Raw genomic sequence first — 14195 nt, forward strand, 5'->3', positions numbered from 1 at the left:
TTTTTCTTTTTACAATTCTGCAGATTGTTGCCAGATATTAATTCCAGCATCCTTAGCATATTGGTCGATAAGTTTTAATTCGGCATCTGTAAAATCTAGATTTTTCAATGCTCCAACGCAATCTATTACCTGTTGCGGTTTACTTGCTCCAATTAGCGCAGAAGTCACACGCCCTTGTTTCAGCACCCATGCAATTGCCATTTGCGCCAATGTTTGGTTTCTTCCTGTTGCTATCTCATTTAGCGCCCAGATATTTTTTAAATTTTCTTCTGAAAGGAAGTTTTTATCCAAGGATTTATCTTGGCTTGCGCGACTTTCCTTGGGAACCTCATTGAGGTACTTATTGGTTAGCATTCCTTGGGCAAGGGGAGAGAATACGATAGAACCCAATCCTAAATCATCAAGGGTATTTAATAAGCCATCTTCCTCTACCCAGCGATTCAACATGGAATAACTAGGCTGATGTATAATAAAGGGGGTACCTAAAGATTTCAAAATTTCATAAGCCTGTTTTGTTCTTTCGGAGTTATAGGATGATATTCCGACATATAAAGCTTTCCCAGAGCGTACAATCTGATCAAGAGCCAACATGGTTTCCTCCAATGGCGTATTAGGGTCAAAGCGGTGAGAATAAAAAATGTCGACATAATCAACGCCCATTCTTTTTAGAGATTGATCACAGCTAGCGATCAAATATTTGCGGCTTCCCCATTCTCCGTAAGGTCCAGGCCACATGAGATAACCTGCTTTTGAAGAGATGATGAGTTCATCACGTAATCCGGCGAATTCTTCTTTTAATATTCTTCCGAAAGCAAGTTCGGCACTGCCAGCTGGAGGGCCATAGTTATTTGCTAGGTCAAAATGATTTATTCCTAAGTCAAAAGCGGTTGTGCAGATCTCAACTTTTCTGCTGTGAGGCGTATCATCGCCGAAATTATGCCATAATCCAAGGGAAATAGCCGGTAGGTGTAGACCACTTTTGCCACATCGATTATAAAGCATTTGATCGTAGCGATCAATATTAGGTTTCCAATCCATTGAATGTTTTTGTTTGATGGTTTAATGATTTCATGTTCATGGGATGCTGTTTTATTTGAAAAATACCTCAGCAGTAAAGAACAATACTAAGTTAGGATAAAGATTAATTTCCATCCATTGTTTTTTGAAAATAATGGATATCAATCCTTGAGTACCAAGAATTCATTTTTATTTTAAAGCAATATTTCTGATTTTTATACCTCACTAATTTATTAAAGAGATGAAAATAAGCTTCTCAAGTCATGCGTTTCTTGCTATACTATTTGCAATAATATTCCAATCCTGTGATTCAAATTCTCAGAAAAACAATAGCAGTTCAAATGATTCGACTACCGTTGAGGTTGATTCTTTGACCCATTCTACTGATAGCTCAGGGGTTGTAGCAAAAATGAGCGATAAAAATATCAAGTTCCTTTGGAGGGAGAATAAATACGATTCAAACCTAAAAACAGAAGTTAATAGCATTGTTTTAAATGAGGATTACATTAAGACAATCAGTGAGCCAGAGAAGGCAGCGCTAGCCTTGGTTGCAACTTTTGTAGGGAATGAATGTGAATGGGATGGAGCTGTTAAAGAAGATCGAAGTAATTTGAAATGTAAGATTTTATGGGCTTTGGATTTAGGATACCAATGTTCATCCAAGCATAAGGATTTTCTAAGGCAATGGTTCAAAAGTGAACCAAAGATATTGGAGGAATTAGAAAATTGTCCTACCATCCCAGATGGAGCGACTGTTCAAAGTACTTTTGATGAAATTAATTTAGAAGTCAAGGGGAATCAAATTATTGTGATTTCAAAAATTAATGCGATTAATTTAAGAGAGGCTACATCCTTGACCTGGACAGAGACGGATACTTATGAGCTAAAAGGGGAGGAGTTGCAGAGAATTAGCAAGGTGGAATCTGATAAGGTTCAATCTAAGTTGGAAGTGGGCGAAGGATAGTTTATTATTCCTGCATTCCATCAAAATTAAAAAGCCCTCGATTGATTTCCAATCGAGGGCTTTTTAATTTATACTAATTGGCTTTTAACATTCCAATTATATTCAGATCTTAATAACCTTCATTTTGTTTCAAGTTCGGGTTCACCGAGATCTGTTGACTTGGAATAGGGTATACCAAAGTCTTAGGATCAGGATCTGCGACTTTTTCTTGCCAAGCATCCAGGAACTTTCCGAAACGAATTAAATCTTGTCTTCTCCAACCTTCCCAATATAATTCACGCGCACGCTCATCAAGTAGGTTTTCTAATGTCAAGGAAGGAAATGCAGCAACTCCACGTCTTGTACGAATAGAGTTTACCAAAGTAAGAGCTTCCGCCGGAGAACCAGTTCCACCTCTTAAAATTGCTTCTGCTTGCATCAGCAATACATCAGAATAGCGATATACCACCCAGTCATTATTACGTTGTCCTTCTACAGAATAATCAAATGCATATTTCATTGGACGAATACCTGCGGTTTCCAAGGTTGCACCGGAAGTACGGATGGTAACTTCTCTGGTAAATACCAGTGGTGCATTTGCAGGATTTCTTGCCATTAAAGGCTTATTGGTGCTCCAATTATATTGTTGACCAGCAAAGAAGCCTACATTCTGTCTATGGAAGCCTTTTAAGCGATTTGAGGTAGTATCTGCTGGATATTCGTAATAGATACCTCTTCTTTCATCCGCAGCTTCAAATTTGTCATAATAATCAGATAAAGTACACCAGCCATTCCATCCTCCTGGATTTAAGTTATAATGTGCGATGGTATTCCATGTACGGTCCACATTACCACCACGATCAGCATTTTTGTTGTAGAGGGTATAAATGTTTTCTGTGGATATGGCATCATTGTTTGGGGCAAAATTATCGAAGTATTTACCTTTAACTGAAACGGAATATTTACCTGAAGCCGTTATTTCCTTGGCTAAGGAAATAACTTTATTCATGTCCTCTGCCGCGAAAGTAGGAGCCTTACGATTTAAGAAAGTTCCCTTGTTCAGGTAAATTTTCATCAACAATGTTTTAGCTGCATTTTTATTAGCAACATAAGCTGATGATGGTCCATTGTCTGGGAGTGTATTAATAATTTCATTTAAATCTTTGACCATGTAGTCGATTGCGGCCTGAGGTTGCAAAACTTCGGGTGCAATTCGGAAATCATCCACTGCGTCACCCTCACGAATTGGAACTACACCATATAAGTCCAATAAATCGAACATTGCCAATGCGCGAATAAATCGAGCTTCAGCGGCTTGTTGAGGAGTAGGTTTATATTTTAAAACCGTAATGGTATTATAAATGACGGTTCCTAAGCTAACAAAGGTTCCGTCCATGTACGCATTATCTGCATTCCAGGTATGGAGGTGGATGGCACGGTGCATTCCGTTATCATCCCAGTCACCACCACGAGTTGGCGCCATTGCAGCATCTGTTGAAATCTCTTGTAATACCCAGCGTTGTTCTTGCTGATATGGCGTATTCAAGGAATTATAAGCAGTAATCAATAAACCTGCCGGGTCGATATTGGTTGCATCGCCTTCCTCCATCTCACTTTTAAATTCCTCATTCAGTTTGGTACAGGAATAGGTGCCAGTAAACACGGTCCCTGCCAAAGCGATATATAATAATGATCTTAATTTCATTTGTCTAAATTTTTATTTTATCAATAAACTATGAATAACCGACCTCACTTAAAGTGAGAAATTGACACCTAATAAAATATTTCTGGACGGTGGATACGGCAAATACTCAATACCCAAGGAAGGGATACCATTGCTTGCACCATCCGTATTAACTTCCGGATCGAAGCCCGAATATTTTGTGATGATGAACAAGTTTTGACCAGTCAAGGATATATTAAAGTTCTTGAATGTATTGCCAATATTTCCCACATTATAGCTCAATGTTAGGTTTGCCATTTTCAGGTAGTCACCTTTTTCCAAGAATCTTGTTGAAGGTGCTGCTGAGTTTGATGTCGATTCTTTCACCGAAGTATCGAAGAATTGAGATCCAATATTTCTAGAAGACAGGTTACTCAATCCTAAAACGGTCGCTGCGGTATTATTGAATAAGTAATGTCCAAATGCTCCGTTCATATTCGCTGAGAAAGTGAATTTCTTGTAACTCACGTTGGTTGATAAACCCACTAGAGTCGTAGGATTCGGGCTATTGGAATAGAATTTATTAATTGCAGGGTCATTAGTGCTGTTAATGCTTCCATCCTGACCTAGGTACATGCTCATTCCCGTTTGAGGATCAATTCCTTCGTATTGGGCCAGATACCATACGTTCAATGGTTGACCATTAACCATACGCTGACCTAATACTCCTGTAAAACCTTGACCACGAAGAGCACCTGTTTCATAGTATCCAACCAATCCACTAACGCTGTTTTTAAGTAGGGTAAGATTTCCTGTTAAGTCCCAGTTCCAATCCGTACCTCTCACAATATTTCCGGTCAACGCGATTTCCACCCCTTTATTGACAATCTCACCATCTAGGTTTACCCAGATACGGCCACTTGGAGCAGGTTGAGCAAGAGTTTGTTCGAATAGGGCATCGGTAGTTTTCTTATTGAAATAATCGATGGATCCATATAAACGGTTGTCAAAGATTGAGAAATCGATCCCTGCATTGATCGTTGCTGAAGTCTCCCATTTAAGGTCATCATTTCCATAATTCACCTGGCTGATGCTTTGGTTTCCAAATACGAATCTGTTCAATGAAGCTCCAGAAGGGAATTCCTGGTTACCAGTTTTACCCCAACCTAATCTGATTTTCAACTGATCAAATATTTCATTGTCTTTCATGAAATCTTCTTCATTGATGTTCCATGCAGCAGCAACGGATGGGAAGATTGCATATTTATTATTAGAACCAAATTTGGTAGAACCGTCACGACGAACTGTTGCTGTAAATAAATAGCGGTTTCTATAGTTAAATCCACCACGTAAGAACATGGATTGTAATTCGTTGGTTGGGCTTCTATAAGATAAAATATCACGGGTAGAGATGGATGAATATTGTAGATAATCAAAGTAATCTAATCCCATGTAATTAAATCCACCACCAAATGATAAGTTGTTTTTGAAATTATAGTTCAGATATTCATAACCCAATAAAGCGTTGATATTCCAATCCTCATTAACTTGTTTGTTATAGGATAGGGTATGGGTCATTTGCATGTTTGTTTCGTTGTTGTTTGAAATAAATGCTTGTTCATTTTTGGATGCAGAAGGATCTATTAAACCTGAACGATACATTCCTTCACGACCACCTGTTTGACGCATTATGCTATAGATGAAACGATATTCCAAATCATCGGTAATTTTATAGTAAGGCGATACGTTAGCAACCATTGTATTGGTTGTTGCACGATCTTTAAAGGCATCAAGGGAAGTCAAAGGATTTCTGGTCATGGTACTGACGAAGGTATTTTTACCATCCTTATCGATTAACGGCAGGGTTGGATTCCATTGCATGGCTTGCGAAATCAAGTTACCTTCTGCTCCGGCAAAAACGTTGATTGGAGCATAACGGTTATCCAACTGGGTTAAGAATAGGGATAAATCCAAACCTAATCTTTTGCTTTCAAGGAAATTGAAGTTACCAGTGAAATTTCCAGTGTATTTCTTCAATTGAGAGCCTTTGATAATACCATTTTGGTTTAAGTATCCACCTGACAAGCGATACTTACCATGTTCAGTACCACCCGAAACATCAGCATAATAGTTTTGGGTGACTGCTTGTTGGGTAATAGCTTTGAAGGCATTTTCATTACCGCCGTAATCTGAGGTACTCGCTTCAGAAGGGGTGTAATAGTTTAATGCTTCTCTAAATCTGCCAGCATCCAAAATATTAGGGTATTCACGGATGTTAGATACACCTGCTGTTGCTCCCACACTTACGACCGGAGAACCTGCAACTCCTTTTTTCGTACTAATGATTACAACACCATTGGCACCTCTTGAACCATAAATCGCTGTTGCGGAAGCATCTTTTAAGATGTCCATACTTGCGATATCACTTGGATTCAAATAAGTCAATGGGTTACCACGATCGGAAGAAAATCCTCCACGGCCTTCAGGAAGTGGGGAGTTTCCTGACATCGGCACCCCATCTAAAACAAATAGAGGGTTGTTACTAGAACGGATAGATGAGTTACCACGGATCCGAACAGTTGCTGCACCACCTGGTTGTCCAGTGTTGTTAATCACCATTACCCCAGGGGTTTTACCCTGAATCAATTGATCGGGAGCTGTTACCAGACCTTTATTGAAGTTCTTAGCCTGGATGGTTACCAATGAACCTGTCAGGTCTTTTTTCCGGGCAGTTCCATATCCAATTACGACCACCTCATCGAGGCCTTGGTCTGTTGAAGATTGTAATTGAATGTTAATTTCAGTTCCCGTAATGTCCACATCTTTACTTTGGAATCCTATATAGGAAACTTCCAAAGTTTTTGCATCGTTAGGAACAGTAAAAGAGAATGCACCATTGTTGTCAGTGCTTGTTGCTACTGTTGTTCCTTTTACTCTTAGGGTAGCTCCTCCTAAAGGACTACCAGCCTCATCTGTTACAGTACCTGAAATGTTTTTCTCTTGGGCAAAGGTTGCCAAGGAAACCATTAGTACTATAAGAGTGAGTAAGTACTTTTTAAGTAATGTCTTTTTCATAAAGTTAAAATCAAATGTTTTTAATGAAAGGTATAGCTAGGGTTTTATAGACTTAATTGACAGATTTGATGTTAATTAATTCATAGGTAATGGTTTGTCTATTAAATCTAAAGGGGATTGCAATCTCGAAAAATTGCTGCTGTAGTTTGCACCAGCATGCAATGAAACATTGCAAATGATGCACATAGATTGTCAGGTTCATATATGTTTAGTTCTGTTTAAGTATAAAAGTCAATAAATTAGAAGCTTAAATCATCTCAAATCGTTTCAATTTTATATCATTTTGTTACATTGCTTACAATTTTAGGTTTAACTCAGTGTTAAGTGCGGAAAAGAAATTATTGAATACAAGAAATTTGATTAATTATTAAATTTTTTTGTAAATTAGGTATATACCTAGATTAACTAATTAAACTTTTGTAAACTTTATCGATTATGAGTACAAATTCTACAATTTTAAGCAATAGTCAATCCAGTCTACTAAATCTGTCGACAAACAGGAAAAAAGAAGCCGTAATCAATAAGTATGAAATGGAAATGCCAGTGATATTACTGGTTGATCATGATAAGGAATTACTCGCTAATCTGAACAAGGAACTGAAATCTCAATATGTAATCTTGCGTGCTTCAAATGCTTCTGAAGTCGATGAAATCCTGAACCAACATAAAATACATTTGGTTATTACAGAAGTTGTTATTTCTGGAACTGATGGTTTAAGCTTGTGTAGAACCATTAAGTCCACGGCTTTGTTTTCTCATATCCCCGTAGTTTTTTTAACCTCTCACAAAGAACTGGAAATGAAAATTCAGGTTCTGAATAGTGGGGCTGATGCCTATATAGAAAAGCCTTTTTCACTTGATTTTCTAAAAGCTCAAATTGAAAATATCCTTTTCAACAGGCAGAAAGTAAAGAACTACTTCAGCAGCAGTCCTTCGATTTATACTAAAAAATCCTTGAGAACTCATCCTGCAGATCAATTTATGGATAAACTTTATTCTATTATTGAGGAAAGTATTTCGGATATGGATGTGTCCGTAAATCTATTGGCAAAGCTAATGAATGTATCACGTCCAACCCTTTATCGAAAAATCAGTAAGTATACTCAACTAAAACCTAATGAGTTAATAAAACAGGCAAAATTAGAACGGTCTGCCGAGCTTTTGTTATTGAAGAAATTCACGGTATCTCAAATTGCTAGTATGGTTGGCTATTCTGAACAATCTAATTTCTCAAGAGATTTCTACAAGTATTTTGGAATGAGACCCAGCAATTATATCAATGTTGTAGAAAATGGGAATTCATTTGCCTGTTAATTCCCTTTGGGAATTTAGTATGTTTGTTTTATAATCACACACTATGAAGACGTTTCTAAAGGTTTCATTAACCCTTTTTCTATCCTGCCTGATTTTCTCGGTTTTTGCTCAGAAAGTGAGTAAAGGGAATAAGAAGTGGAAGTTAGTTTGGCAAGACGAGTTTAATTATGTTGGATTGCCAGATTCCACGAAGTGGAGTTTTGATACAAAAGGGAATGCCTATAATTGGGGGAATAATGAAGCGCAGCATTATACGGATAAGGACACTTCAAATGCCTACGTGAAAAATGGTTTCTTGACCATTACTGCCAAAAGACAGGATGCTGGGGGTAAAAAATATACTTCAGCCCGTCTACGCAGCTTGTATAAAGGAGATTGGTTATATGGAAGATTTGAAATCCGAGCGAAGGTTCCCAGTGGCAATGGAACCTGGCCAGCTATCTGGATGATGCCTTCGGAGGATACCTATGGGGGTTGGCCTAAAAGTGGAGAAATCGATATTATGGAATATGTAGGTTCAGATCCGGACACAGTTTTGGGAACAGTGCATACAGAGAGCTATAATCATATGATTGGTACACAGAAAGGGAAGTCCACGAGAGTAGCCGATGCCGATGAAAAATTTCATACTTATATATTGGAATGGGATGCCAACGAAATTAAGATTTTCGTCGATAAAAAGCTTTATTTCAATTTCAAGAATGAAGGAAAAACTCCTGCGGAATGGCCCTTTGATCAAAAGTTCCACTTGCTTCTAAATTTAGCAATAGGAGGAGGGCTAGGAGGCCAAAAAGGAATTGATGACAGTTTGTTCCCTCATAGCTATATGATCGATTATGTTCGGGTTTATCAAAAATAGAATTGGTTATTAAGGAATTAAATAAACAGTTCTAATTCTGCTTTATGCACTCCGTCTGGAGTAGTGTAAAATGGTCTACCTTCAACCACCACATGTTTTTGAGGATCAACGCCAAGAGCATGATATATGGATTGATGGATTCTTTCAATGCGGATAGGTTTTTCAATGGTCTTGCAAGGGCGTTCATCTGCTGTTTTTCCGTAGACAAATCCTTTCTTTACTCCACCGCCGAACATCAATATGGAGCTACCATCTGTAAAATGGCGGTGCATACCATAGTTTTTGATGTCATTGATGACATCTGGTTGATCTACCTGGTGTAATACTTCTGCACCTGGTCTACCTTCCATCAGCATATCCCTGCTGAATTCACTAGCCAAAATCACCAGAGTACGATCGAGATGACCACTTTTTCCCAAATCCTTCAATAATTGGGCAATAGGGGCATCAATTAATTTTTTCATGTCTTTCGCTCGGGTATGACCATTTTCATGGGTATCCCAGCCCATAAAGGGTTCATATTCGGAAGTAACGGAAATAAAACGTGCTCCTTGTTCAACCAAGCGCTTTGCCATTAAGCAACCCAGTCCAAATTTTCCGGTATTGTAAATGTCATAGCTTTCCTTGGGTTCCGAGGCAAGGTCAAAGGCTTTGGCTTCTGGTGATTTTAATAATCTATAAGCTTGCTCCATGGATCTTTTGAAGGATTCTTTTTGATAGTCACTACCAAATTCTCCAATGGGATTTTTATTGAGCAATTCATTGTATAACTGATTTCGTCTTTCAAAACGACTGAATGACATGCCAGCTGGTGGTTTCACTGAGTCTAATCCTGATGAAGGATCTGGAATCATGAAAGGTCCAAATTCACTGCCTAATATTCCAGCAGTATGAAAAGCTTTCAGCTCTTCCGCTTCCCCAACGGTCATTCTTTGTCCAATATTGATAAAGGCAGGGATTACAGGGTTCTTAGGTCCTAATTCTTGCGCGATCCAAGAGCCTATATGTGGTGCTGCAACGGTTTGAGGCGGTTCATAACAGGTATGCCAATGATATTGATGTCTGGAATGAAGGATATGTCCCAAGTCCGCAGCCATATAAGACCGAATCAAGGTCCCTTTGTCCATTAATGCAGCGATTGATTCCAAGCCTTCTGAAAATTCGATTCCATCCAATGCAGTTGGAATAGATTTAAAAGTGCTTAGCACCTTATTTGAATCCAATCCTTTTTCATATGGAGTATACCTTTTAGGGTCGAAGGTTTCGGTATGTGCCATTCCGCCAGCCATCCACAGTAATATAACACTGTCAGCAGTGGAATTGCTACCGCGAGAACAAGAAGATAAGATGGATGACAAGGGCGAGCCTGCCGCTAATGCTGCCAATGTTCCTGCTCCTGCAGTTTTCAAAAAGTCCCTTCTATTAAAATTCAGTTTCATCGCTTATATCATTACTCATTAATTCTGTTTGATCACTCTGTTATATGTTCAACTCTATTCGATGAATTGGAATTCTGGCAATAGCACAATTGCCCAAAGCAATTCCTGAACGGAATCTTCATCAACTTTTCCTTCGAATAGTTCGTTGGCAATCTTTAATTCATCGCTGGAAGGCTTTCTCCCTAAAGTTTGGCCATATATCGCTTGAATCATTTCATTAGGATCCTTGTATTGCGAGACCCATCTTTTTGCTCCTTGAATCAAGGTTTCGTTTAATTTCGTGCCATTTGTAAGTTCCATTGCCTGTAATAAGGTGACATGTCCTTCACGCACGCTGATGATATTTTCGCGACTAGGTCTTCCCAGGGCTGTTTGAAATGGATCATTCTGAACCAGTGCGGCACGAACAAATGCGGAGGCGTCCATATAAGCCTTAGGATCAGCTAATGGGTTATATTTTAGGGATTCTACCGAATAAACAGGCGAAACCACGGTGCTTAAGGCGTCTGAAAACTGCTCAGCTGTTAATTTCTTTTTCAATAAGCCTTTAAAGACGAAGCTCTCGGCATTGATGGCTGCCTGGTCGGCTAAACCGATAGAAGGTAGCTGGTAAGTCTTGGAAGTGGTAATCAGGTATAATAATTTTTTGATATCATAGCCTTCTTCAACAAAATTAACAGCCATCCAGTCCAAAAGATCCGCACTCCAAGGTTTTTTATCCATTTCATCAGTTGGTGAAACTATACCTCGGCCCATCAATTGAGCCCAGATACGATTAACCAATGTTCGATACAGGCGTCCATTTTCAGGTTGCGTCAAGATATTGGATAGTTCTTGAGACTTTTCTTTTACAGATGCGGTTTTAGTGATATTTCCGAGTTCAGGCCATAAGATGCGGGTGTCCGCCATTTTTCCAGTGGGAATATCACAACGGTTGATTTCTAAGGCTTCTTCAGAGAAGATATTGGCAAAGGCATAGGCATCATCCAACTTCCAATCACTGACAAAGCTATCATGGCAAGAAGCACATTTAAGGTTCACCCCAAGCAAGGCTTGCGATACATTTTGGGCAGCTTGCATTGCAGTCGTTTGACTACTGTTTACAGCACCACGCCATGCTATCCCTTTGATAAATCCTTTGGATTCTTCTGTTGGGTCCAATAACTCCATGGTAAACTGCTTGTATGGCTTATTGCTTTGCAAGGATTTAAATAACCAATCTGAGATATTAAATCTACCTTGAGTAATATATCCGGTTCCGGTATAATCATTTCGCAAAAGATCGTTCCAGAATGTCGTCCAATGAGTAGCATATTCTTGATCCTTTGCCAATAAGAATTCAACAAGCTTATTTCGCTTATCTGGATTTCCATCGGCTAAGAAATTCTTTAATTCTTGTTCGGTAGGTGGTAAACCAATCAGGTCAAAGTAAACCCGACGGATATAGGTTCTATCATCAATCAGATTTGGCCATTTTATTCCGTTTTTCTGGAAATAAACATTCACCAAGCGGTCGATAGGATTTTCTAATCCCGCCGAAATAGGGGGTAACTCTGGTTTTCTAGGTGCTAATGGCGCGTTAGGGAAAATTCCTTTAATATTATCGGGCCATGGTGCGCCTTTATCAATCCATAATTTGATAACGGCGATATCTTTTTCACCTAGCGGTTTTCCTTTTCCAGGCATCGCTTCCTTATGGCCAGGTGGGAGAGAAACACGTCTAAGGAGTTCACTATGCTCTGAATCGCCCCGGATAATTACTTTTCCGGATTCACCACCCTTGAATACCAAGTCCTTTTGATCCAGACGCAACTCACCTTCAGTCTTATCACTGCCATGACATTGAAAACAATGATGGGCAAATATAGTGCGAACGGCTAGATTCAGATTCACTTGTTGCTCTTCGGAAAGGCTATCTGATTCAGAAGAGTAGGATGCAAAATCAAATTCTGCTGATGGAGCCGCACCTGCCAGTTCGCCAAGGCTATCGTCTTTAGGAGCCCAAGGAGTGGTACTCAATAGATAATCCTGACCATGAGTTAAAGAGCCCCCAAAATGACCTGCCATAAAAATACTGAGGACACTCAATACCAAAGTAAAACGATAGAAAGGGATAAGTCCTTTTTTATCTTTTTTGGTTATGCTCCACAGAAATATTGCTGTTAATAAGCTAAAGACTGCTGTACTTATTCCGGACCATTGATGCCATTCGAATGTTTCACCTGCATAGCTGCCTGTATTGGCGAGGAATAAACCCAAGACTGCTGCAAACAGAGCAGAAGCAGCGCCTACATAAATCAACCAATTGATTCCAGATCGCAGGTTAGATTGAAAGGTTCTCAATTTTGCTAATTCCATGAATGCAGCTACCAAAATTAAGGCAACGGGGAAATGGACTAGCATGGGGTGTAGCCTGCCTAAAAATACCCATCCCCACCAGGGGTCTGCATCTTTGCTGACCTCTTCCACTACTTCCACAGTAGCTTCCTGTGCCATTATGCTCCATGAAATAAGCATCAAGGCCACGAATAGCAATGCGGATTTATTGATGTTAAAAATCTTTTGAAACTTCGGTTTATACATGTTTGGTCCTTTTTTGATGACCAGAGATACATTAAAGTTAAGTATTATTTAACAAGTACCATCCTGTACCTTCATGTAAAAATTTTGTTGTTTGGAAGTGAAAATCAAGGGTATAGACTGTTTGATTATCTTTCTTTTCTGCTAAAATGCTTGGAAAAGAATACTTAGGGGTAAAAAGCTTAGATTCATTTCTTTTTCAACAAAAGTCAGGGTTTTCTGTTGTAATAAATGGGTGACTACCTTATGGTAGGTACTCATTAAGAATGAATTTTTGAAAAAAACTGAAAAATATGTCACACGAAAAAGCTGAAAAAGATCCACAAATAATTGTACAAATCCGTGAATTTTTAGGTGAACTTAACAATAGTGGAGGAGAACCTTTAGAAACCCTTTCTCCGGAGGATGCACGTCAAGTACTGGTTGATGCGCAGAAATCTGTCAAAGTAGACTATTCAGGTATTAGTGAATCTGAAAGAAAGATTAGTCAAGATGGAATTACTGTTAATATCCATGTGGTGAAGCCTGAAAATGCTAAAAATGAGAAACTTCCGGTATTTATCTTTATTCATGGTGGAGGCTGGATATTGGGTGATTATCCGACACATAAAAGGTTGGTTCGCGATCTGGTTGTTCATTCTGGCGCTGCAGCTGTTTTTGTTGACTACACGCCTTCTCCAGAAGCGAAATATCCTGTAGCTATCAATGAAATTTATGCTGCAACAAAATGGGTGGCTGAGAATGGCGATGAAATTGGCGTCGATGGAAGCAACCTTGCGGTTGCTGGAAATAGTGTGGGTGGAAATATGACTGCGGTTACTTGTTTAATGGCGAAAGTTAAAGCTGGACCTAAGATCAAGTTCCAATTGTTGTTATGGCCAGTCACAGATGCGGATTTCTCACGTGAATCCTGGACTAAATATGCAGAAGGTAGATTTCTGACCTCGAATATGATGAAATGGATGTGGGATAACTATTTGCCTGATGTCAGCAAAAGAAAAGAATACTATGCGACTCCGTTTAATGCCAGTATAGAAGAATTGAAGGGCTTGCCGCCAGCTTTGGTGCAGTTGGCAGAAAATGACATTCTCTATGATGAAGGTTTGGCTTATGCAAGAAAACTGGATGAAGCAGGAGTCCCTACGACAATTCAAACCTATAATGGCTTTATCCATGATTATGGTTTGTTAAATCCTTTGGATCATATCGAAGCGGTTAAATTTTCTACAGAATTAGCTGCTCTAGGTCTTAAAAGAGCCTTATTTGGAAATTATTAGGACTGTACCTTTCTTAAAATTTTAAAAA

At 39.0% G+C, this 14195-nt stretch carries 9 protein-coding genes; 4 read left to right on the forward strand and 5 right to left on the reverse strand.

Annotated elements, in window-relative coordinates; translation table 11 throughout:
* Positions 1-9: 9 nt before the first annotated feature.
* On the reverse strand, positions 10-1038 hold the full coding sequence (gene mgrA / locus ACF3OC_RS06970; protein WP_094282425.1) for an L-glyceraldehyde 3-phosphate reductase: 1029 nt from the start codon (positions 1036-1038) through the stop codon (positions 10-12).
* A gap of 220 nt (positions 1039-1258) precedes the next feature.
* On the opposite strand from mgrA, the gene ACF3OC_RS06975 reads away from it, so the two are divergent.
* A complete protein-coding gene (locus ACF3OC_RS06975; protein ID WP_094282426.1) occupies positions 1259-1981 on the forward strand; it encodes a hypothetical protein in 723 nt (240 codons plus the stop codon).
* A 109-nt stretch (positions 1982-2090) separates the two neighbouring features.
* Here the strand turns inward: ACF3OC_RS06975 and ACF3OC_RS06980 are convergent, their stop codons facing one another.
* Positions 2091-3665: a RagB/SusD family nutrient uptake outer membrane protein gene (locus ACF3OC_RS06980; protein ID WP_094256937.1), complete on the reverse strand. Its 1575-nt coding sequence runs from the start codon at positions 3663-3665 to the stop codon at positions 2091-2093.
* A gap of 48 nt (positions 3666-3713) precedes the next feature.
* Positions 3714-6698: a SusC/RagA family TonB-linked outer membrane protein gene (locus ACF3OC_RS06985; protein ID WP_094282427.1), complete on the reverse strand. Its 2985-nt coding sequence runs from the start codon at positions 6696-6698 to the stop codon at positions 3714-3716.
* 435 nt (positions 6699-7133) lie between these two features.
* On the opposite strand from ACF3OC_RS06985, the gene ACF3OC_RS06990 reads away from it, so the two are divergent.
* Positions 7134-8012 (forward strand): response regulator, encoded by an 879-nt coding sequence (locus ACF3OC_RS06990; RefSeq protein ID WP_094256939.1) that lies wholly within the window; start codon positions 7134-7136, stop codon positions 8010-8012.
* Between the two features lie 43 nt (positions 8013-8055).
* Positions 8056-8871: a family 16 glycosylhydrolase gene (locus ACF3OC_RS06995; protein ID WP_094282428.1), complete on the forward strand. Its 816-nt coding sequence runs from the start codon at positions 8056-8058 to the stop codon at positions 8869-8871.
* A 17-nt stretch (positions 8872-8888) separates the two neighbouring features.
* Here the strand turns inward: ACF3OC_RS06995 and ACF3OC_RS07000 are convergent, their stop codons facing one another.
* Both ACF3OC_RS07000 and ACF3OC_RS07005 read right to left on the reverse strand, forming a co-directional pair.
* Entirely contained in the window at positions 8889-10310 is a 1422-nt protein-coding gene (locus tag ACF3OC_RS07000; protein ID WP_094282429.1) for a DUF1501 domain-containing protein, read from the reverse strand.
* 54 nt (positions 10311-10364) lie between these two features.
* Positions 10365-12893, reverse strand: coding sequence for a DUF1549 domain-containing protein (locus ACF3OC_RS07005; RefSeq protein WP_218824020.1), 2529 nt, complete (start codon positions 12891-12893; stop codon positions 10365-10367).
* 290 nt (positions 12894-13183) lie between these two features.
* Here ACF3OC_RS07005 and ACF3OC_RS07010 point away from each other — a divergent pair, with 290 nt between their 5' ends.
* Positions 13184-14167 carry an alpha/beta hydrolase gene (locus tag ACF3OC_RS07010; protein WP_094282430.1) on the forward strand — a complete coding sequence of 328 codons (984 nt, stop codon included), beginning with the start codon at positions 13184-13186 and terminating at the stop codon, positions 14165-14167.
* The last annotated feature ends 28 nt before the right edge of the window (positions 14168-14195 follow it).

This window comes from Sphingobacterium cellulitidis (genome assembly GCF_043187465.1).
Classification (GTDB): domain Bacteria; phylum Bacteroidota; class Bacteroidia; order Sphingobacteriales; family Sphingobacteriaceae; genus Sphingobacterium; species Sphingobacterium cellulitidis.